Origin of the sequence: Sorangium sp. So ce295, from assembly GCF_051527405.1 — a bacterium.
GTDB lineage: Bacteria > Myxococcota_A > Polyangia > Polyangiales > Polyangiaceae > Sorangium > Sorangium cellulosum_B.
The window spans coordinates 10,009,917-10,031,926 of the sequence record NZ_CP150324.1 but is presented as its reverse complement, the minus strand read 5'-3'; the positions used below and the strand labels follow the sequence as shown (position 1 = coordinate 10,031,926).

Below are 22,010 nucleotides of genomic sequence, written 5' to 3'. Positions count from 1 at the left end.
AATCGCGGGGTGGAGGCAATGAGCATGGGCGAAAGATCCAGACCGGGGCGATGGAGGACGATCCTTGCGGTCGCTGTGGCCGCCCTGGCGCTCGGCGCGGCAGGGGCCGGGTGCTTGTGGAAGTTCGGGGACGACACATTCGGGAGCTTCTGCGCGGCGGCGGTGGGCGGCGAGGAGCACTGCGTGGGCGAGAATCAGGGGCCGGGCGCCGCATGGGCCCAGGCCGAGAAGGACGGCGCGCTGCCCATTGAGGTGTGGGCCACCTGGCCGAACAACAAGACGCCGGAGGAGATCGTCGCGAGCGAAACCTCGCTCGACATCTGGTTCGGCCACATCGACGAGGCGATCGCGTACGTGCGCGACGACGCGAGGAACGCCGAGTCCTTGCGGGCGACGCTCGCGGGCAAGCTCGCGCGGCTGCTCGACGAGGCGAGAGACCGCCAGAGGGTGCTGCTCGCGGAGGCGCCGGTCGACGCCCCGGGCAACTTCAAGAAAGCAATGATCGATAAGGCCAGCGCCGAGCGGGAGCCGCTCGCCGCCGCGCTCGCGGCCGACAGGCAGGCCATGGCGGCCGTGCAGGCGGTCTTCGACCAGGCCCGGAGCGACGTCGCGCCGCTGCGATCGAAATACGCGGGCGTCGCGGCGCGCTTCGCCGCGTACCGCGCGACCGAGGCGGCGGAGACGGCGACGTACGCAGCGCTCTCGGCGCAGGCGTCTCGGTCGGACATCGACGGCCTCGACGGCGTGGAGCAGGCCGTGCTCGCGACGGCGCGCGAGGCGAGCCGCTCGCCCGGCGAGCTCACCGCGGAGATCCTGGGGTGGTCGGCGACGCTCCACGTCTTCGCGGCCTCGTTCGACGAGGCAATGGCGCCGCACAGGGAGCTGCTCGCGACGCACGGCGCGGTGCTGCCGGACATGACCTCGGGCGCGCTGCGCTCGCTGAATGCGATGCTGGGTTATGTGAAGGGTCGCGTCGCCCGGAGCGACGCGACCGCGGCGGCGCTGCTCGGCGGCATCGCGCTGCGCCGGCAGGCGCTCCGCGTGCTGCAGATGGACGAGGGGGCGCGCGAGGCCGCCGCAGGGGCGCGGACGCGCAAGGCGTCGGACGCCTTCGAGCAGCGTGCGCGCGCGCAGGTCGCGGCGCTGTCGGCGGCGCCGCCGGTGAGCGAGAAGCTCGGGCTGCCGCTCTTGGCCGAGCGGTGCGGGGAGCTCCTGGCGCTGGCGCAGCTGCGACCGCTCTGCGAGGCGGCGGGGTCGTCCTGGCGCGAGGCCGGGTGCGCAGAGCTTCGAGGAAGGTTCAACGCCGCGGAGGCCGAGCTCAGGACGGAGGTGCCGCAGAAGATCGCGGCGGGTCTCGCGGCGCTGCGGGAGAAGGGCATGGCCGCGGCGGAGCTCGACGCGGCTCAGGCGAGGCTCGACGCGGGGGACGTGAAGGGCGCCGCGATCGCGTATGACGCCGCCGTGCGCGGCGCGGAGGGGACATGAGAGGCTGCAAGGACGTTGCGCTGCGCGGCCGGAGCGCCGCAGTGTTCCAGAGGCTCGTCGCGCTGGTCGCGGTGCTGGCGGTGGTGGCGCCCTCGTTCGCGTGGGCCGGCACGCCGTACAGGCTGGACTGGGTTAGCACGGAATCCAGCGCGTCGTGCGAGGCCCCTTTCCTCGCTCACAACGGAGGGACGTACTTCCATGTGAACGACTCGCCGCTCCCCACCTACGAGGTTCCGGACACGCTGGTGACCCATGATGACGGCTCGCAAAGCCACCAGGCGGAGGCGGAGTTCGACTCGGTGCTGCTCCGGTTCGGAGCGAACGACTTCCACTTCGGTGTGCGGAACGCTGGCGGTGACGACTGGTGCACCGACGCGCACGAGCTTGTGAGCCTCGTCTCGGAGCCGCTCGGCCTGAACAAGCCGCTCTTCCATGTGCGGCGCAGCGGGACGGCGTTCTCCGGCGCCACGACCCTCGACCTGAGCCTCGCGGAGGTCAACCCGGCGCTGGCGCGCGACATCGAGATCCTGCTGGCCGAGATCGCCAAGGAGCGCGCGGCGCTCGTGGCGAACGCACGGGCGGTGGGCCTGCTGGCGGAGAAGCTGGACCTGCTCCAGCAGCTCGACACCGAGCTGAAGGACCTGGTCAGCCGGCCGCTGGACGAGATCTCGCGGACCGACCTCGAGGCGATCCTGGACCGGTACGAGGACGCGGTCGCGCCGGAGACGCGCGCGGCGATGGAGCAGCTCGTCGACGACCTGAAGAAGAGCGTCAGCGATCTCGAGGACGAGGTCGCGCGGCTGATGGACGAGTTCGGCGCGCAGGCCGACGAGGTGGCGGACCTGGCGACGGAAGACGCGCGCGCCGAGGGGTGGGATCCGGACGACCCGCAAGCGTACGCGCTCGGGGAGAGCGAGGTGCCGTGGGTCGAGGTGCCGGACATCGCGGAGGTGGACGGCGCGTTCGACGAGGGGCGGGATCCCTATGCGGCGTACGCGGACGCGGTGCTCGCGGCGCTGGAGGCGGACGTGAGCGGCCGGGTGGTGGTCTTCCGGGCGGACTTCGTGGCGAACGTGAGGGCGTGGCGAGCCAACAGCGCGGCGCTCGAGATCGCGTTGCGCGACCGGATGGGCGTGTCGCTGGCGGAGACCAACGCGTTCCTGAAGGCGCAGAACCGGATCACCGGGTTCGTGCGGCAGTTCATGGATGCGTCGGACTGGTTCATCGAGACGCCGATCCCGCCGGATCTGCGGGTGCAGGTGGACACGGTGCTGAAGCCACGGTTCGACGCGCTCGCGGACCAGATGAAGGACAACCTGAACCTGTGGACGGGGGACGGGTTCGATCTGGAGCAGACGCAGCTCTACCAGACGATCAGCGCGTTCGCGGGCGCGATGTCGACGGTCGGCGAGGGCTTCGAGGCGTACGCGGAGGTGATGCAGACGCTGGTGCACGCGACGACGCGCATCGGGGTCGGGTTCGTGCCGGTGGTGGGGCCGGCGCTCGACCTGTGCGAGGCCGTGACGGGCAAGGCGTGGTGCCTGCCGTCGGGGCAGGAGCTGAGCGACGAGGAGCGGATCTTCTCGGGCCTGGGGTTCGGGGTCGCGGCGATCGGGCCGATGTGGCGGGTGATCAAGACCAGCAGCGGGCTGCGGCCGGCCGCGATCCGGGTCGCCGGGGAGATCGCCGAGATCGAGGAGTTCTTCGCCAAGATCGTGAAGACGAACCGCGTCCGGGGGTACAAGACGCTCACCGGGGCGGTCACCAAGCTCAAGGTGGACATCTTCGAGAAGAAGGCGGCCAAGTTCCTGGTGGACGACGGCCGGTCGCTCGTCGGGGTTGGCGATGACGGCGTGCGTCAAGTAGTCGGTATTCCGAAACGTTCAAGCCCCGGTGGCGACGAGGCGCTGGCGCCCGACTTCGTGTCAGTATCCAGGGGGGGCCAGCTCATCATCAGTGAGGCGAAGGGCGGCCAAATCGAGGTCGGAAGGGTCCGCACGCAGCTCTCGAACGCGATGAAGGCGCTGAAGGAGAAGGGGCTGGATGGAGAGGTGGCTCGGGTCGAGCTCATCATGGAGCAGGGGGCGAAGTTCGATGATCAGAATTTTACCGTTCGGGACGGTTACCTGTTCAACTTGATAACGGGCAAGCCAGCGACCCTGGAAGGCTTCAACAAATTCATCATGGTGATCCGGCTATGACCGCATCAGAACCTTGGTTCTATGCATGGTGTAACGAGACAGAACGGCTTGACGCATTCGCCGCGGCACTGTCGGCCCTCGTCATCCCGGGAGCTCGCATCAGCCTGATGATGAGCTCCGAGGAAGGGTGCAAGACGTCCTCTGTGGACGAAGTGCTGGCGATGACCCGCGGCCGCTTCGGAGGATCGAACAACGCTCACGTCCTCTCCGGCGTGATGCTGAGCGATTCCGAGCGCGTCATCGGCTTCGGTCTCAAGTGTTACACCGACGAATGTGAGCTTCGCCATCCTTGGGGCCCGCTCCGCTTGAGTGCGGGCGAACGCACGTGGGATTTTTTCCCCTTTGAGATCCTCGTGGGCAGCTATGGCCCGCGCTTCGTGGAGGCCGAGGCCGCGGTCGCCTACCACATGGTTCAGGGTGACATCGAGGAGCTGCTGCTTCGCCTCTGCGCACCCGATGCGAGCGGGCGTGTGCGGACCGGCGCCTGCACGATCAACCAGGAATGGCGCGCCCCGGTCGAGATGTGCGCGACCTACAATGCGAACGCCGCGGAACTCGCGCGCGACCTCGCCCTCTCCTGGGTGAGCATCCACGACAAGGAGAGCGTCTCGCGCATCGCGGGCATTTCGCTGGAGGCGCTGCACGCGCGGGTCGACGCCACGCCGCACTGCGCGCGCGTGCCCATGAAAGGCGGTAGCGAACTCACGCGTTCGATCTCGCGCGAGACCGTACTGAAGGCGCTCACAACGTCGCCGGCGACGCTGCTCGAAGCGCTCGAGGCGGCCGCGGTGCCTGACGACGCATGGCGTGCTGCCGAGCCCCAGGCGCAGGAGATTATGGATCTGCTCCGCCAGATCGACGAGGCCGCCGAGGGCGAGGGCCCGCCCGCCTGGCGAGCAGACATCACGACGCGCGGCCACGTCCGCTTCCTCGAAGAGCACGCCCCCTTCCACGTGCGTCGCCTGCCGAGCGGCGGCGTCGTTCTGGCCACCCACCCCTACCGCACGCTCTGGCCGCTCTGGGCCGATGCGCTCTTCGTGCTCGGCCTCATGTCCTGACGCAGGTCGTGCACGTTCTCCCTTCTCCGGACTTCGGCCCTTGCCAGACGGCGTACCCCTCCCTGAGCGCGCGGAGCGCGCGATTTGGGAGGGGCGGACCGCGCGCAGGCGCGGAGCGCCGAGCACGGGCCGGGGGTGGGCATCCGCGCTCTCGGAACAGTCCTCTACCCTCGCAAATCGGTCTTCATCGACGAACATCACCGAGGGGTGGGATCCGGACGATCCGCAGGCGTACGCGCTCGGGGAGAGCGAGGTGCCGTGGGTCGAGGTGCCCGACATCGCGGAGGTGGAGGGGGCGTTCGACGAGGGGCGGGATCCCTATGCGGCGTACGCGGACGCGGTGCTCGCGGCGCTGGAGGCGGACGTCAGCGGCCGGGTGGTGGTCCTCCGGGCGGACTTCGTGGCGAACGTGCGGGCGTGGCGGGCCAACAGCGCGGCGCTGGAGATCGCGCTGCGCGACCGGATGGGGGTGTCGCTGGCGGAGACCAACGCGTTCCTGAAGGCGCAGAACCGGATCACGGGGTTCGTGCGGCAGTTCATGGATGCGTCGGACTGGTTCGAGGACTCGCCCGTGCCTGCCGACCTGCGGGCGCAGGTGGACACGGTGCTCAAGCCGAGGTTCGATGCGCTCGCGGACCAGATGAAGGACAGCCTGAACCAGTGGACGGGGGACGGGCTCGACCTGGAGCAGACGCAGCTCTACCAGACGATCAGCGCGTTCGCGGGGGCGATGTCGACGGTCAGCGAGGGCTTCGAGGCGTACGCGGAGGTGATGCAGACGCTGGTGCACGCGACGACGCGCATCGGGGTCGGGTTCGTGCCGGTGGTGGGGCCGACGCTCGACCTGTGCGAGGCCGTAACGGGCAAGGAGTGGTGCCTGCCGGACGGGCGAGAGTTGAGCGATGAGGAGCGGATCTTCTCGGGGCTGGGCTTCGGGCTCGGGGCGGTCGGGCACATCTGGCACGGCGTTGCTGCCGCCGGCGCGCTACCGCCGCGTGGGATCCGGATCGCTGGGGAGATCGCGGCGGTCGATAAGGTCGTTGTCAAGGGATTCGAGGTATGGAGGCTCCGCGGGTTCAAGACGCTGAAAGGGCACGTCACGGAAGCCGGGTTCAACACCTTCGAGAAGGCGGCGATCAGCCACATGACCCGCGAAGGGCGGGCGCTCCTCGGCGTCGGCGACGAGGGCGTGCGCGAGATGCTCAAGATGCCAGCGAGCGTCAAGGCTCCGGACTTCGTGACGGTGTCCCGGGGGCAGAAGCTGATCGTGAGCGAGGTGAAGGGGGGAAATGAAATCAAGGTCAAGGAAATGATCCAGCAGTTGTCGAGCGGGATGGAGGGGCTGCGACAGAGGGGGGTCGTCGGAGATGTCGAACAGGTCGAGCTCATCATGGCGCGCGGTGGCAAGTTCAGCCCGGAAAATACCTACAGCATCAAGGACGGGTACCTCTTCAATGTGAAGAAGGGCAAGAGGGAGCCCCTGAACGGGTTCAACACACCCATCCGGGTGATCCAGCTATGAGCGACTCGGGACCGTGGTTCTTCGCCTGGTGTGATGGTCCACAGAGGCTCGACGCGTTGCTCGCCGCGCTGTCCGCCCTCGTATACCCAGGGACTCGTATCGGCGTGTCGCACGACGCTACTCTCATCCACACGATCTCCATGGATGAGGCCGTCGCGATGATCCGCGCCGAGTTCTCCGAAGGTCCTTCTGGTGGAGCAATCTTTGACGTGATGCTGAGCGGCTCCAAACGTCTCTTCGGTTGCAGCAGCGACTGCTACACGGAAGAGGCCGGCCGCGACATCTCGGCCGGCCCCATCGACATGGCCACGTGCGACCAGCGTAGGTTTCTCTGCTCCTACCTCGAGCTCGCCTGGGGCAGGGGCCCGCGCTCGATCGAGGCCGAGGCCGCGGTCGCGTGGCACCTGCTCCGGGACGACCTCGAGGACCTCCTGCTCCGCCTCTGCGCACCGGACGCGAGCGGTCGCATCCGGACCGGCGCATGCGCGAACGCAGGAGACTGGATCGCACCGGTGCGCATGTGCGCGACGTACAACGCGGACGCCCGAGACATCGCGCGCGATCTCGCCCTCTCGTGGCTACAGCGCCACGACAAGGAGATGGTATCGCGCAACGCGGGCCTGTCGCTGGAAGCGCTCCGCGCGCGGGTCGAAGCCGCGCCGGCCGGGGCGCGCGTCCCGCTCAAGGGCGGAAGCGAGCGCGCGCACGCGCTCTCCCGCGAGACCGTCCTCAAGGCGCTGGCAACGCCGCCCTCCGCCCTGCTGGAGGCGCTCGAGGCCGCGGCGGCGCCCGACGAGGCGTGGCGCGCCGCCGAGCCGCGCGCGCGAGAGATCCTGGCGCTGACGAGCGAGATCGCGGAGACGGGCGAAGGCCCGCCCACGTGGCAGGTGCACACGGACACGCGCGCCCACGTCCGCTTCCTTCGAAAGCACGCGCCTTTTCACGTGCGCCGCCTCGCGGGCGGCGGCGTGGTCCTGGCGACCCACCCGTTCCGCTCGCTCTGGCCACTCTGGGTCGACGCGCTCTTCTCGCTCGGCCTGATGCCCTGACCCAGCAACCTCATGTGGGTGAACCAAGGATGAAACCAGGGCCGTACTTCTTCGCCTGGTGTGACGAGGCAGAGCGGGTCGACGCGTTCGCGGCGGCGCTGCCGGCGCTCGTCATCCCAGGGATGTATATCAGCGTGACGATGGGCTCCGACGTGGATCGCACCGTGAACTTCGTGGACGAGGCGGTCGCGATGATCCGCGCCCACTTCGGACGCACCGATGCCGAAACCTACTTCGCCATGGAGCTCGACGACCAGCGCTCATTCTATGGCCACTATCGCTGCTTCACCGGCAAGAGCGAACGTCTCAAGCCGATGGGCCCCATCCACATGGTCCCTGCAGCAGTGGCGAACATTCTCCCGCTGGATTTGTACCTCGCCCTGGGCAGCGGACCGCGCTCCGTGGATGCGGAAGCCGAGCTCACGTGGCACATCGTTCTGGACGACCTCGAGAACCTGCTGCTCCGCCTCTGCGCGCCCGACGCGAGCAGGCGCATCTCGACCGGCGGCTGCACGAGCGCGTGGACCTGGCTCGCGCCGGTCTCGATGTGCGCGACGTACAACGCGGACGCCCGGAACATCGCGCGCGATCTGGCCCTGTCGTGGGTCAGCCTCCACGACAAAGAAAAGGTCTCGTTGATCGCGGGCATGTCGCTGGAGGCGCTGCATGCGCGTATCGACGCCGCGCCGGCCGGGGCGCGCGTGGTTCCGACGGACAAGAGCGGGCGCTCGATCCCGCTCTCCCGCGAGACCGTCCTCAAGGCGCTGGCCATGCCGGGCTCCGCCCTGATCGAGGCGCTCGTGGCCGCCGCCGATGTGCCCGACGAGGCGTGGCGCGCCGCAGAGCCACGCGCCGAGGAGATCCACAACCTGACGGTGCAGGCCAGGGCGCGCGGCGAGCAGTTCACCCGCGGCAGCGGGTCCCTCACCTGGGTGGAATTGACGGGCGAGCACGTGTACTTCCTGGTGGATCACGCCCGGTTCCACGTCCGGCGCCTCCCGAACGGTGGCATCTTGCTGGCGACCCACCCCTACCGCACGCTCTGGCCGCTCTGGTCGGATGCCCTCTTCGCGCTCGGCCTGATGCCCTAACGATCCCGCCTAGCCGCCGCGGCGTGCCCGCCTCGCTCGAGCGCATCGACCTGGTCGTCGAGATCGCCGGCCGGCGCTTCGCGGAGCGATTCGCCTGCCCCTGCGAGCCGACGCTCTCGTGGGACGGCAAGGACGCCTCCGGGCGCCCCCTCGAAGGCGCGCAGCCGGTGGCGGTGCGGGTCGGCTACGTCTACCGGGGTGGGGCTTCGGAGGCGACGGCGGACCGGCCGAACCCGCTCGCCCGGTGCGCGTGGGTTGCGTTCTGCGCGGTGTGCCTACCTTGGCCCCCCTCGGTGTCACCTCCGCGCGCGTCGCTGAGGGGGCGCGCAGAACTACCAAATCGCGCCCTTCGTTTTCCCCGATTTTCGGCCCCTCAGCGGCGCTTCCAAAAACACTTAACCCCGCGACATCGCTTGATGTTCTTTCCGGGCGCGTACCCCGGTAGTTCGCGGCGAACTACCGGGAGCGCAGAACTACCGTTTCGTGCCCCTTCCGGCGGCGTCGGTCACGGTTGCGAACGAACCCAACACGGATGGAGGTACATCATGACACGAGCGGCTCTCGCCCGTGTATCGGCACCCCTTGCTCTTCGTCAGGCGGACAACGGCACGCGCGTGGTCGAGAGGACATTCCCGGACGTGCCTGCCCGAGGATCGTGCCCCCCGAGGGGGCTTGCCCATTCCCTCACAGCAACGGCGACGCTCGCGATCCCGCTGGACGGCCTCACGCTCACAGCGCCGCAGCCGGAGATGCTCTCGCAGAAGAACGTCGAGTCGGTCACCGGGATCCCGGCACGCGTCTTCCTCGACACGATCCGCGGGCCGGGCTTCCCGCTGCCGGTCACGAGGCTTGGCAAGCTGCGCCTCGTCCAGCGCGAAGCGTTCGTCGCCTACCTCCAGGCGCTGGCCAGTGACCCTCCATCGCGCCGTGATGCAGAGGTGGATGAGCGCACTCGGATTGCCGCGGTGCTGGCCTCTGTCGGCCTTGAATCTGTCCCATGCCCGACCCCCGACCGGGCGAGCGTTCCTCCCGGAGGAACACGCCGTGCTAGGCTGCCGCCGAAGTAGAGCGGGCCCGCTCGGCGGTGGAACGCCGGACGGGCCCTTGATCGACCCCCGTAGCACCGGAGACCGATCCATGACCGACGTACCCCAGCGACGGGCGCGCGCCAAGCGCTCGGCTTCATTCCCCACCACATCCCCCCCCTGCACCGGCGTCGACCGATCGGCGTTCGCGTTCGAGCCGCTCTGGCGGGCGCCCCTCTCCGGCCGCGGAGGCAGCTGTGCCTGTCTCAGACTCGCCGAGTTCGGCGAGCACGACGGATCGCCCGAAGCTGACCGCCCGCGCCTCTGGCAGTGCAGCAGGAGAAAAGCGCGCCAACGGCTCCGGGTCCGTCCGGCTGCGCGGGAAGACGTGGACCGCGCGCCTTAGCGTCGGCGAAGCCGGTCGATCCACGTTCAGCTTGCCGACGTGCCGGACCGAGCAGGAAGCCAACGCGCGCTTGGAGGTGCTGGCCGACCTCGCCGGGCGCCTGCTCGCAGCCGGCCAGATCGTTCTCGGCTTGCCGCTGCTGGAGCGGGCTGCTGCGTGCGAGGGCAGCGCGCTCCGCGACGTCCGGCTTGCCATCGAGCAGCTCTGCAGGGGCGAAGCGCGTGCTCGCGCGTCCGGGGAAACAACCTTCGCTGAGTTCGCCGAGTTGGTTGTTTCTGGAAGGCTCTCCGAGCAATACCCACTGCATGTGAAAGCGCTTCGTCATCCGGAGCAATACCGGCATAAGCTCAATCATGTTCTCGGAGTGCTCGGCCCCGTTCCTCTCGCTCGTTTGACGCTCGATCATGCGGATCGAGCGATCTCCATGCTGCCAGGACATCTTGAGGACTCCTCGCGTCAAGGAGTCGCAAAGGTCATTCATCGGATACTCGCGCTCGCGACCTATCCGGCGCGCATCATCGCCAGCAATCCGCTGCCGCGTGGATGGATCCCCAAGGCGGAGGACAGCAAGGCCAAAGGCTCCCTCTATCCCGATGAGGATAGGCGCCTCATGGCGGCGGTGAATATTCCGCTGTCCTATCGGATCTATTATGGCTTCCTGATTCGCGAGGGAATGCGGGCAGACGAGGCCGGAAGGCTGGAGCCGTCCGACCTCGATCTCGAGCGCGGCGCCGTGGTGCTCGACGAGAACAAGACGGATGACCCTCGCGCCTGGGCACTCTCACCCGACGTCGTGCGCGCGCTTCGGACCTATTTGGCTATATGTCCCCCGAAAGAGCGTGTCTTCATTGGGCCGAGCGGGCCCCTGCCGGGGCGCAGCGGGGCACACAACTTTCGAAATCACCTGCGCCGTGCTGGCATCGATCGACCCGAGTTGTTCGAGACCACGCAGTCACGGCTGAATATACGCTTGCACGACACCCGTGCGATCTTCATCTCGATCAAGCTCGCGAACGGCCGCACGGAGACGTGGATCTCCGATCGGACCGGGCATAAGTCGAGCCGTCAGATCCACCACTACAAGCGCGCGGCGCGCAAGGTCGCAGAGCTCGGCTTGGGGGACTTCGCTCCTCTGGACGAGGCGATCCCCGAGCTGAACGGCAGGGGCGGCCGTTTAGGTGGAAGTGATCCCACGTCCGCGAGTCCGGAGGCGGGCTCGCCGTCGCCGAGCAACGGCGCGTCCCTTGTCCGCGCGCTGCACCACCGAGCGCCGGGCGCGGTCGTTGACCACGCCGGCCAGCCAGCAGCGGGCGCCCCGGTGGCTGCAGGCGGCCCGTTGGGCCCGCGTTGGGCCACACCGGCGAGCGACCCGACCGCGAATCCGACAGAATATATTGAATTATTGATATTTCGTCCGCCCCCGCCCCGTCCTCGCAGAAATCCTGGCGGGATTCCTGGCGCGCGGCCCTAGCGATCGCTCAGCGGCTCCTTGTCGCGCGCGTCCGCGGCGAGGTACTGGCGCAGGTGCCGGCGGAGGGAGACCCGCGTGATCCCGAGCGCGCTCGCCGTGCGGGTCACGTTGCCGTTCTGGGCCGCGTAGACCGCGAGGATGTGGCGGCGCACGGCCTCCCCGAGCGACGCGCTGCCGCGCGCGGGCGGCGACGACCGCGGCGCGCCCGGCGGGCCCGAGCGCGGCGGCGCCGGCGGACGCGCAGCCGCGCCGATCTCCGGCGGCAGGTGCTCCAGATCGAGCGGCGCGCCGTGGGCCCGGAGGAACGCGCGCTCGACGACGCCCCGGAGCTCGCGGACGTTCCCCGGCCAGGGGTACGCCTCGAGCTGCGCGAGCGCGCGCGGGGTGACGCCGGCGCTCGCGAGCCCCGTCGCGCCGCTCTGGCGCTGGAGGAAGTGCTCGACCAGCCTGCGCACGTCGCCGTCGCGCTCGCGCAGCGGGGGGAGCGAGAGCGCGAGCCCACCGACGCGCCGGTGGAGCGCCTCGTGGAACGAGCGCCCGAGGACGCGCGCCGCGAGATCCTGGCTCGTCGCGGCGATGACCCGCACGTCCGCGACCAGCGCCTCCCCGCCGCCGATGCGGCAGAGCGGCTCCCCGTCGAGCACGGCCAGGAGCCGCGGCTGGAGCTCGAGCGGGAGCGCGCCGATCTCGTCGAGGAACAGCGTGCCCCCCCGCGCCAGCTCGAGCAGCCCGGGGCGCGCCGCGGACCGCCCGTCCGCCCCGGCCGCCACGCCGAAGAGCTCCTCCCGGAGGCGCTCGGCCGGCAGCCGCGCCGCGCTCACCGCGACGAAGGGGCCGCCCGCGCGCGGGCTCGCCGCGTGAAGGCGCCGCGCGCAGAGCTCCTTGCCCGTGCCAGGCTCGCCCGTGATGAGCAGCGGCGCGCGCTCGTGCTCCGCCAGCCGGCGCAGCTGCTCCATCGCGCGCGCCCAGCGCTCCGAGGCGCCGATGAGCCGCACCTCGCTGTCGTCCTCGACCCAGACGACGCGCGTCATCCCGCGGCCGGACGAGCAGAGGTGTTCCGTGCGCCGGGAAGGGGCCGCGCTTTCTTCCACATCGCATCTCCTCGATTCGTGGGCAGACGGCGAGCGGCGCGCCTGCCGTTTTCTGGATTACCGAGCTGTCCTCAGCGCAGGCGGCGACCAGGGATGGGCCGCCGTGAGCGAAAACGGGAACGACGGTGGGAACAACGGTGGGAACGACAGATGGACGATGGCGGATGAACGTCGGCCGCGAGGCGGCGACGAACAACGAGGGATGATGGCTGACACATGCCGGGTGATCTCACCCGGTCAGCGACATCGACTCTACCGCGAATCACGGTCTCTTGGAAGGGAGATCCCGACCGGCGGCGGGGGGGGGCGCCGAGAAACTACGTGCTCAAAATTTGTGCGTACGCGCGGACCTGGGTTAGTCGACCCGTGTACCCGAAAGGAGAGACGACGAGATGAGCTCGAAGCGCAAGACCCCGGCCCGCACGAAGACCACCCGGGCCACGAGCCCGGTCGCCTCGGCGCAGCCCGAGAGCGCGGTCTCTGCCCCCGCCGCCGTCGAGACGCCCTCTGCGGCCGTGCAGCGCGCCGCCGAGCGCGCGAGCGCCGGCGCCCCGAAGGCCGCGCCTCCGCGCCCGCGGCTGTCGCGCGAGGAGCGCCACGGCCTGATCGCCAAGCTGGCCTATGGATATGCCGAGAGGGCCGGCTTCCGGAACAACCCCGTTGAAGACTGGCTGAACGCCGAGCGCGAGGTCGACGCGCGGCTCGAGCGCCTCGCCAGCTGAGGTCTCCGCCGCGGCGGCGCGGGCGGCGCGAGGCCGCGTGCCCCTGCGAGCGCGCCCCTGCGAGCCCGACAGGCGCGCTCGCGCGGGCGTGAGCGGCCCCGTCGGCCGGCGAGGGCGGGCCGCGGCCGCGCTCCCGCCGCTCCCGCCGGCCCGGCGGCTGCGCCCGCGGCCTTCGAGGCTCGTAGCCGCGCCGCGAGATGAGTATCCTCGCGCTCCGCGTGGGCGGTGGGCCCACGGTTCGCGATCCACGCGCGCCCCGGCCGCCTGGACCGCGGAGGCCTGCACACCGATACTTGCGCCATGCATTCAGGTCACGTCCTCGCCAACCGCTTCCAGCTGGAACGCCTCGCGGGCTCCGGCGGGATGGGCGCGGTGTGGCGGGCGCTCGACCGGCAGAGCGGCCAGGCGGTCGCGCTCAAGGTGATCTTCAACCAGGGCAGGGAGCACGTCGTGCGCTTCCAGCGCGAGGCGCGCCTGCTCGCCGAGCTCGAGCACCCCGTCGTCGCCCGCTACATCGACCACGGCGTCACGGCGGACGGCCTCTACTACCTCGCGATGGAGTGGCTCGAGGGCGAGGACCTCGGCGCGCGGCTGTCGCGCGGGCCGCTCGGGATCGAGCACAGCCTGCTGCTCGTCGGCCGCGTCGCCGAGGCGCTCGCCGCCGTCCACGCGCGCGGCATCGTGCACCGCGACCTCAAGCCGACCAACGTGTTCCTGCCCGGCGGCGACATCGGGAGCGCGAAGCTCATCGACTTCGGCATCGCGCGCCAGGCCGACGCGACGTACGAGCTCACCCTCACCGGATCGGCGATCGGCACGCCGGCCTACATGGCGCCGGAGCGCGTCCGCGGCGACGTCGACGTCGACGCGCGCGCCGACCTCTACTCGATCGGGTGCCTCCTGTTCGAGTGCCTCACCGGACGGTCGCCGTTCGTCGCCCAGCACCCGCTGTCCGTCCTCGCCAAGGTGCTCTTCGAGGCCGCGCCGCGCCCGAGCACCTTCTGCCCGAACATCCCGCCGTCGCTCGATCTGCTCGTGGCCCGGCTGCTCGCCAAGAACCCCGCGGAGCGCCCCGCGGACGCGGGCGAGGTCGCCGCCGAGCTCCGGATGCTGAGCGTCGTCGAGGGCAACATGTCCACGGGCAACGGCCTGCCGACGCCCGCGCTGACGAAGAGCGAGCGCCGGCTCGTCAGCGTCGTGCTCGCCGCCGAGATGAGCGCCGGCAGGCGCGGCCCGCCGTCGGCCCGCCCGCAGGCGATCGCGGGCCCCGAGCGGGCGAGCGACACGATGCTGTCGGGGCACCACGCGACCGTCGTCTCCGGCAGCAAGGACGCGCTGCCCGAGGGCCTGCTCGCGCCGGCGCCGCCGGCGAGGCCCCGGCCCGCCCCGCCGCCGACCACGCCGTTCCACGAGGTCCGGCAGGCCGCGCAGGCGCACGGCGCGGTCCTGGAGGTGCTCGCCGACGGCTCGGTCGCCGCGGTCGTCGCCGGCGCGGGCTCGCCCACCGATCTCGCCGGCAAGGCGGCCCGCTGCGCGCTCTCGATCCACGCGCTCCTGCCCGGGGCGTGGGTGGCGCTGGCGACGGGCTGGGACGTCATCGCCGGGACGCAGGCGGTGGGGCAGGTCATCGACCGCGCGGGCGCGCTGCTCGACGCGCGGGTCCGCCACGCCGCGGAGGATCCGTCCTCGGGCCGGCCGGTGCTCATCGATCAGATGACGGCCGCGCTGCTCGGCGATCGCTTCGAGATCGCGGCGGGCAGCCAGGGCCCCACGCTGCTCGGCGCGCGCGAGCCGCAGGACGGCGGGCGCAAGGTGCTCGGCAAGCTCACGACGTGCGTGGGACGCGAGCGGGAGCTCAGGGCGCTGGAGGACGTGCTCGACGAGTGCGCGACAGAGGGGGTGGCGCGCGTGGTGCTGGTCACGGCGGGGGCGGGCGTCGGCAAGTCGCGCCTCGCGCACGAGCTGCTCCGGCGGGTCGAGGCGCGCAGCGAGCCGGTCACGGTGTGGCGCGCGCACGGCGATCCGATGTGCGGCGCGGCGCCGCTCGGGCTGCTCGCGCAGACGGTGCGGCGCGCGGCGGGCCTGGTCGACGACGAGCCCGCGGAGGCGCGGCGGGAGAAGCTCGCGGCGCGGGTCGCGCGGCACGTCGGCGAGGCCTCGCGGGAGCGGGTGACGGAGCTGCTCGGCGAGCTGGTCGGGACGCCCTTCCCGGAGAGCCCGGCGCTGCGCGCGGCGCGGCAGGACCGCGCGGTGATGGAGGAGCAGGCGCGGCGCGCGTGGCTCGATTTCCTGCGGGCCGAGTGCGACGCGCGGCCCGTGCTGATCGTGCTGGACGACCTGCACTTCTGCGATCGCGCGACGGTGGAGACGCTCGACGCGGCGCTCCGGTTCCTGCGGCACCAGCCGCTCATGGTGCTGGCGCTGGCGCGCCCCGGGGTGCGCGAGGCGTTCCCGGGCCTGTGGGAGGATCGCGAGGCGACGGAGATGCGGCTCGGGGAGCTGTCGCGCCGCGCGTGCGAGCGGATCGTGCGGGAGGTCCTCGGCGACGCGCCGCCGGAGGCCGAGCTCGCGGCGCTCGTCGACCGGTCGGCGGGGAACGCGTTCTTCCTCGAGGAGCTCGTGCGCGCGACGGCGGACAGGCGGGCGGGGGAGGTGCCGGAGACGGTGCTCGCGATGATGCAGTCGCGGATCGCTGCGCTCGAGCCCGAGGCGCGCCGGGTGCTCCGGGCCGGGGCGGTGATGGGCGAGGTGTTCTGGCGGGGCGGTCTGGAGGCGATGCTCGGCGGGGGCGGGCAGGTGCCGCAGCTCGAGTCGTGGCTCTTGACGCTCGAGAAGCGCGAGCTCCTCGAGCCGCGGCCGGAGTCGATGTTCCGCGGGGAGCCGGAGTTCGCGTTTCGTCACGCGCTCGTGCGGGACGCGGCCTACGAGATGTTGACGGACGCGGATCGGGCGCTCGGCCACTGGCTCGCGGCCGAGTGGCTGGAGCGCGTGGGCGGGGACGATCCGGCGGTGCTCGCGCTCGTCGACTGCCACCTCGGCCGCGCCGTGGACGGGGCGCTCTCGCTCGGGAACGCGGACGGCGCGGCGGGGCACCTGGCGCGCGCGGCGGGGGTCCGCGTGCGCCGCGGCGAGTTCGACGCGGCGATCGCGGCGATGACGCGGGCGTTCGAGCTCTCGGACGTCGCGCGGCGCGACCCCGACGAGCTCGCCCGGTGGGTGGCGATCCTCTCGAAGGCGGTCGGCCACGCGCGCCGCGCGCCGTCGCTGCCGGCGGCGTCGGACCGCATCCTTGGGCGCGTCGATGCGGTCGGCTCGCTGGAGCTCCGGGTGAAGCTGCGCATCGAGCTCGCGCGCGCGCTCGGGGCGACCAACCTGTTCCGGCTGTCGCACGACCTGCTCGACGACGTTGTCGAGATGGCGGTAGGGCGCCGCGAGCTCCTGCAGGAGGCGCTGACGGTCGACGTGGAGGTCTCGTGCCTTCAGGGGCAGCTCGCGCGCGCGCGGCGGGCCGCGCTCGACCTCGCCGCGCTCGGGCCGACGGACGATCCGCGAGCGCTCCAGTCGATCGCGCTGGCGCGGGCGACCTCGGGCGACAGGGCCGGGGCGCTGGAGGCGCTGTCGCGCTGGGAGGCGGCCGCCCCGGGCGATCGGGTCGCGGAGGCGGTGCGGGCGAAGCTGCTCGTGGCGATCGAGCTCTACACGGGGGATTTCCGGGCCGCGGCGGGGGCGTGCGAGCGCGCGATCGCGCTGGACCGGGCGCACGGGCTGCGGTTCGACGGGATTGTGAACCTTCACAACCTGGGCTACGCGTGCGTGCGGCTGGGCGAGCACGAGCGGGCGCGGTCGCTCTTCGCGGAGTCGCTGGAGCGGGCGGACGAGGCGGGGTACGACCGGGTGGCCGCCTCGAACCGGATGTACCTCGCGTACCTGGACGGGGTGGCCGGGGCGGGGGACGCGCGGGAGCGGCTGCAGGCGCTCATCGCGCGGGCGGAGGAGCAGGGCTACTGGCACGACGTGCTGCAGGGCCGCTGGGCGGCGGCGATGCTGCTGAAGAACGCGCGCAATGACGCGCTGGCGCGGCGGGAGTTCGAGGATCTCTTGGAGCTGTCGGTGCGGCTCGGGGATCCGCTGCTGGAGAAGGACGCGCGCGCGTGGCTCGACCGCGTGGACCGGTGAGGGAAGGCGGGGGCGCGGCGGAGCGGTGAGGGGAGGCGTCCCATTGGGTCGCCTACGAGCGAGATCGCAAGGCGTGCGTGCGCGCCGCGAGACCAATCGGCCTCCTCGTGCGGTGCCTCAGCTGCGGTGCTCCGGTTCGCTCGGCTCGTGCGTCAGGGATGCCATTCCCATGTGTACTCCTCGTCGTTGCCGGTGAATCGCTGGAGCGGGTTCCCGGACGGTTTCCCCATGACGACCCACTCGTTGTTGGCATTGTCGAATGCCCAGACGTTCAACTGCTGCAAATTCCAGTTGTCGCCGTTGAAGCCGTTCCCGCCGTGTCTCCAGAATACGGTGACGCTCGCGATGTCATTGCTCTTCGTGCTTCCTGGAAGCTGAATGTACGTAAACGCTCCCCAAGACCAGTCTTTCCAGGTGGGATCTCCGGAGGCCTCCTCGGTCGAAGAGTTGCCGTTCTTGAGATTAACGCGAATCCAGACCCGGCTGTCGTCCCGCTTGTCGTCGCCGCCTGTCCGCATTTGCACGGCGACGACGCCAACCGGCGCATCCGCGGCGATGCCAGCGGCGGACGCCGAACGCGACGCGAGCGTGAGGCCAATGACGAACGCCAGGTTCAAACAGGTCGCCGACTTCATCGATGCTCCGCAGATGTGAGTTGTTTTTTTTTTTCTTTTTTCGAGGTCCGAAACGCGTGTCCGTTGGCGTCAGGACTCCTCGAGCAGGAGCACGCGTTGTGCCCGCCGCTCGCGCCGCCGGCCCGGCGCCGTATCACCGAGCGATGCGCGGGGCGCCGCCGGCTCGACGCGAGAGCCGCGCGCGCAGCCTGCGCGATCGAGCAAGCCATTGCGCGCAACCGTCTGCGAAAGGATCGCGGTCGTGGCGCCTCTCCGCGCCCGCGCTGCCTCAACTCCAAAGATGGACGGATCCCCGGACAGCGGGACCGCCGTCGCGAGGCCGAGGCGATGTGCGATCGGCTGTGGACGCTCCAGGTACGGCGCCGCGCGGACCTGCGGCGAGTGGCGATTGCTTCCACGGAGACGCGTTCGAGGACGTCACTCCGAAGCTCCACAACAAAGGGCGGCCGCCTCAGGCCGGCCGCAGCCTCCACGCCTGGACGAGCCCGGCCGTGAAGCGCGGGAAGCCAGACGTCCAGGTGAAAAGCAGCCAAAATAATTGCGCATGAGCACGCTGCACGCGCGATTTTCTTGTCATGATTCCCCTTAGGAAGGGGATGACCATGGATAGCATTGGCGAAATCCTCAGCAGGAAGGGCCGGAACGTCTACACCATCTCGCCGGATGCAACCGTCTTCGAGGCTGTGCAGTCGATGTGCGTGCGGCGCGTGGGCGCGCTGCTCGTGAGCATCGACGGGTCCCCGAGCGGGATCATCAGCGAGCGGGACGTGATGACGCGGGTGATCCTGGCCCGACGCGATCCGGCGGACACGCCCGTCGCGGAGGTGATGACGTGCGGCGTCGTCTGCGTCGAGCTGAGCACGTCGGCGCGGCAGGCCATGGCGGTCATGACCGAGCGACGCTGCCGTCACCTGCCCGTGGTCCAGGACGGGCGGGTGGTCGGGATGATCTCGATCGGCGACCTCGTCCACTGGGTGAGCCGCGAGCAAGAGGCCGAGATCAAGATGCTGACCGAGTACGTGCAGGGGGTCTACAGCTGAGCGCCCGGCGGGCGGCCACCTCTCCTCCGGGCTGCCTGTTCCATCGTCCCGCCGGATGGCCCCGGACGGAAAAAAAGATACGCTGTCCGCATGCGCCAGCTTGCTTCGTCCCTCGCCGCCCTCTCGCTCCTGCTCTCGTTCACCCCGCCAGCGCTCGCCGAGGAGACCGTCACGGATGCGCAGTGGGCCAAGTCCCACGGCTTCCGTCTCGGCGTGGAGGCGGACGTGCTCACCAGCACCATCGAGGCGAACCTCCCCGACTGGGAAACCGTGAGCAGCGACGGGACGAGCGGCGCGTGGGAGGGGAACTCCTTCGTGGCGTCCTTCGCGGCGGTCGCCCAGATCAGGCTGATCGGGGGGCTCCACCTCGACGCTGAGCTGCCGTTTGCGTACGGGAGCAGCCAGGCGAGCGAGCCAGGCGCGGGGGAGCACGACGCGACGACGGTCGCGCCGGAGCTCGAGGGGTTCTTCTTCGGCAATCCCTCGATAGGACTTCACTACGCCGGGAACATTTCGCCCATGATGATGCTCGTCGGCGGGCTCTCGGCCTCCATCCCCATCACGCAGGATCCGTCCGACGACACGAAGGCGGCCGCGGCGGCGGCGCTGGCCGTGCGGGGGTATTTCGACACGCAGCGGGCGCTCCTGGAGCACGTCCCGCTGCGGGCCCGCGGCGGCATCGAGCTGCGCCCGATCGAGGCGCTCTATGTACGGAGCGATCTCGTGGCGATGTTCGCCATCCCCACGGGCGGCGGAGACACGGAGTTCTTCATCGAGCAGAGCAACGAGGCGGAGCTGCGCAGCGTGGGTGGGTTCGGGGTCGGCGCGCGGCTCCAGGCCGCGTTCCCGCTCACTCAGGCCGACAAGATGCAGCTCGCGGCCGAGCCCTTCGTCGGGGTGGAGCCACCCGCGTCGGGCCTGTACTTCCGCGCCGGGCTGCTCGTGGCGCTGGACGAGCCGCTCGGGTTCGGCCTGGAGCAGGGCAAGCTCGCGACGCTCCGTCTCGCCGTGGGGGCCAGATTCTGAGCTGGCTGCGGCCGCGTGGCGCGAAGGGACAGGGCCTGCGGGAGGGACCTGTGCCGGCGCGGGGGGGTCTGCTAAATATCCCTGTGAATGAAGCGACGGACAGCAGAGCTCAGCGCCGATGATCTGCAAACGCTCGCGCGCTCCCCCGACGAAGGTCTGCGCGTGAAGGCGGCGCTGCACCCGCACACGCCGCTCGCGACGCTGCTCTCCCTCGCCGCCGACAAGGCCATTGGCGTTCGTCGCGCCCTCGCCCGCCGCATGGGCGCTCCTCGCGAGGTCCTCGCGCAGCTCGCGCGTGACCCCACGCGCCCCGTCCGGTGCGCTGTCGCCGCCCATCCAGGCTGTGACGAGCAGCTCCGCCGCCTGCTCTGGACCGACGGCGACGGCAACGTGCGCGCGGTCGCGAGACACGCCGCAGCGATTCCGCATCACTTTGCCAAAGACCTCGCGCGAATCGCACGCAACGAGTCGGTGCCCGCCCCAGTGCTCGCCGAGTTTGCCGAGCTTGGAAGCCAGGCACGCTGTGCCGTCGCCTCGCACCGCGAGTGTCCGCGCGACTGGCTCGAACGCTTCCGTCACGACGCCGACGCAGCCGTGCGGCTCGTCGCCGAGACGCGCATGGGTCTCTCGCTCGACACACTGCGTGCCTTCGCGCAACACCGACTGGCTTCTTATCGCGCCATCGCCGCCGCGTCGCTTCCGTGGGACGACGCGAGGATGCCCCAGCTGCTCGCTGATCGGAATGAACGCGTCTTGCTCACGCTCTTGCGGCGGCCGGACTTCCCCGCCGCGTTCTACACCCAGATCACGGACAATCCGCCGCCCGCCGTGCGTCTGCTGCTCGCAACCCACGAAGCGCTCGACGCCGCGCACCTGCAGGGCCTGCTGCGCGACCCGCTCGCGGATGTTCGCCGGCGTCTGGCGCGGCGCCGCGGGCTGAGCGCCGAGCATTTCGAAGTGCTTGCGAGCGACGACGACACCAGGGTGAAGCTCGAGCTCGTGAAGCGCCCCGAGTGTCCCGGAGCGTGGCTGCGCCAATGGAGCCGTGCCCCGAGCGAAACGTTGCGTCGCGCCGTGTTCGCGCATCCAGGCGTGACGCCGGACATCCTCGCCACAGCGAGCGCCCTGCGCGACAACCACTGCGAGATCGGAAAGCACCCGCTCACACCGCAGCGGATCCTCGTCCAGCTGGCCGACTCCGCCGACCTCTTCGTCCGTGGCGCCGTCGCGCAGAATCCGAGCACGACCGAGCGCATGCTGTCGCAGCTCGCGCGGGACGCCGACTCCTATGTGCGCTTGCTCGTTGGCAGAAACCAGACATGTCCACTGTCCCTGCTGCTCGACCTCGAACACGACCCGGACTTCGTCGTGCGCCGTCACATCGTGTGGCGCGTCGACTGTCCGCTCGATATCCTGGAGCGGCGCGCCACCGACGAGAACGCGCATGTCCGCTACGCCGTCGCGGACCACCCGCGAGCCACAGCCGCCGTGCTGTCGGTGCTGGCGCGTGACGGAGCGATGTTCGTGAGTTCGCGCGCCAAGGAGCGTCTCAGCGGCTCCTGACGACGCGGCTGGAGCGGGGGTGGACGATTCAGAGGGGGCGTCGTCGTGCGCGACGGGAACGTGATCACGGGCGGCGGCGTCACCGCCGGCATCGACTTCGCGCTCACCCTGGTGGCGGAGATCGCCGGCGAGGACGTCGCTCGTTCCATCCAGCTCAGCATCGAGTACGATCCTCAGCCCCCCTTCGACGCCGGCTCCCCCGAGACCGCGCCCGCCGAGGTGGTCACCCGCGTCCGCGATCGCGCCCTGCTCCAGGTTCCCGAGCGCCGCGCCGCGCTGCTGGCCGCGCGCGCCGCGCTCGCCCGACCGGTGTGACTGCGCTCCCGGGAGCCTCCTCCCTCTCCCTCCGAAAGAGGATCGGGGTGCGGCGCTGGTCGTGAGCCCCCGCGATCCCCTTGAGCCCCGCGGCGCTCGCCTCCACGCTCATGCCCACACCGCGCGGCCGCTGA

Annotated in this window: 15 protein-coding genes and 1 pseudogene; 14 read left to right on the top strand and 2 right to left on the bottom strand. The window is 70.7% G+C overall.

What is annotated here, in order from left to right; translation table 11 throughout:
• Positions 1-24: 24 nt before the first annotated feature.
• From WMF11_RS38035 to WMF11_RS38000, 8 genes are all read left to right on the top strand, one after another.
• A complete protein-coding gene (locus WMF11_RS38035) occupies positions 25-1,485 on the top strand; it encodes a hypothetical protein (RefSeq protein WP_437974265.1) in 1,461 nt (486 codons plus the stop codon).
• Positions 1,482-3,686: a hypothetical protein gene (locus WMF11_RS38030; RefSeq protein WP_437974264.1), complete on the top strand. Its 2,205-nt coding sequence runs from the start codon at positions 1,482-1,484 to the stop codon at positions 3,684-3,686. Before WMF11_RS38035 ends, WMF11_RS38030 begins: the two co-directional genes overlap by 4 nt.
• Positions 3,683-4,744, top strand: coding sequence for a hypothetical protein (locus tag WMF11_RS38025; RefSeq protein WP_437974263.1), 1,062 nt, complete (start codon positions 3,683-3,685; stop codon positions 4,742-4,744). The genes WMF11_RS38030 and WMF11_RS38025 overlap by 4 nt, the downstream gene beginning before the upstream one ends.
• A 253-nt stretch (positions 4,745-4,997) precedes the next feature.
• Complete coding sequence (locus WMF11_RS38020; RefSeq protein ID WP_437974262.1) at positions 4,998-6,266, top strand: hypothetical protein; 1,269 nt, start codon at positions 4,998-5,000, stop codon at positions 6,264-6,266.
• Complete coding sequence (locus tag WMF11_RS38015) at positions 6,263-7,315, top strand: hypothetical protein (protein ID WP_437974261.1); 1,053 nt, start codon at positions 6,263-6,265, stop codon at positions 7,313-7,315. Before WMF11_RS38020 ends, WMF11_RS38015 begins: the two co-directional genes overlap by 4 nt.
• Positions 7,316-7,344: 29 nt before the next feature.
• Positions 7,345-8,406 (top strand): hypothetical protein, encoded by a 1,062-nt coding sequence (locus WMF11_RS38010; RefSeq protein WP_437974260.1) that lies wholly within the window; start codon positions 7,345-7,347, stop codon positions 8,404-8,406.
• 545 nt (positions 8,407-8,951) lie between these two features.
• The gene (locus WMF11_RS38005) at positions 8,952-9,473 is read left to right on the top strand and encodes a hypothetical protein (protein ID WP_437974259.1); all 522 of its coding nucleotides are present in this window, start codon (positions 8,952-8,954) and stop codon (positions 9,471-9,473) included.
• A gap of 440 nt (positions 9,474-9,913) precedes the next feature.
• A complete protein-coding gene (locus tag WMF11_RS38000; RefSeq protein WP_437979375.1) occupies positions 9,914-11,308 on the top strand; it encodes a tyrosine-type recombinase/integrase in 1,395 nt (464 codons plus the stop codon).
• Here the strand turns inward: WMF11_RS38000 and WMF11_RS37995 are convergent.
• Entirely contained in the window at positions 11,305-12,399 is a 1,095-nt protein-coding gene (locus WMF11_RS37995) for a sigma 54-interacting transcriptional regulator (RefSeq protein WP_437974258.1), read from the bottom strand. The genes WMF11_RS38000 and WMF11_RS37995 overlap by 4 nt on opposite strands.
• A gap of 392 nt (positions 12,400-12,791) precedes the next feature.
• Here WMF11_RS37995 and WMF11_RS37990 point away from each other — a divergent pair, with 392 nt between their 5' ends.
• Both WMF11_RS37990 and WMF11_RS37985 read left to right on the top strand, forming a co-directional pair.
• Positions 12,792-13,121 carry a DUF2934 domain-containing protein gene (locus tag WMF11_RS37990; RefSeq protein WP_437904045.1) on the top strand — a complete coding sequence of 110 codons (330 nt, stop codon included), beginning with the start codon at positions 12,792-12,794 and terminating at the stop codon, positions 13,119-13,121.
• Between the two features lie 300 nt (positions 13,122-13,421).
• Positions 13,422-17,297 (top strand): protein kinase domain-containing protein, encoded by a 3,876-nt coding sequence (locus tag WMF11_RS37985; protein ID WP_437974257.1) that lies wholly within the window; start codon positions 13,422-13,424, stop codon positions 17,295-17,297.
• Between the two features lie 152 nt (positions 17,298-17,449).
• Here the strand turns inward: WMF11_RS37985 and WMF11_RS37980 are convergent, their stop codons facing one another.
• Entirely contained in the window at positions 17,450-17,932 is a 483-nt protein-coding gene (locus WMF11_RS37980; RefSeq protein ID WP_437974256.1) for a hypothetical protein, read from the bottom strand.
• Positions 17,933-18,534: 602 nt separating this feature from the next.
• Between WMF11_RS37980 and WMF11_RS37975 the strand changes: the two genes are divergently transcribed.
• The 4 genes and pseudogenes from WMF11_RS37975 to WMF11_RS37960 form a co-directional block, all read left to right on the top strand.
• Entirely contained in the window at positions 18,535-18,972 is a 438-nt protein-coding gene (locus WMF11_RS37975) for a CBS domain-containing protein (protein WP_437904042.1), read from the top strand.
• Positions 18,973-19,062: 90 nt separating this feature from the next.
• Positions 19,063-19,998, top strand: a complete 936-nt coding sequence (locus WMF11_RS37970) for a hypothetical protein (RefSeq protein WP_437974255.1) — start codon at positions 19,063-19,065, stop codon at positions 19,996-19,998.
• 87 nt (positions 19,999-20,085) lie between these two features.
• The gene (locus WMF11_RS37965) at positions 20,086-21,561 is read left to right on the top strand and encodes a hypothetical protein (protein ID WP_437974254.1); all 1,476 of its coding nucleotides are present in this window, start codon (positions 20,086-20,088) and stop codon (positions 21,559-21,561) included.
• Positions 21,562-21,603: 42 nt separating this feature from the next.
• Positions 21,604-21,876 (top strand): annotated as a pseudogene (locus WMF11_RS37960) (DJ-1/PfpI family protein); the annotation flags it as partial.
• Positions 21,877-22,010: the final 134 nt, after the last annotated feature.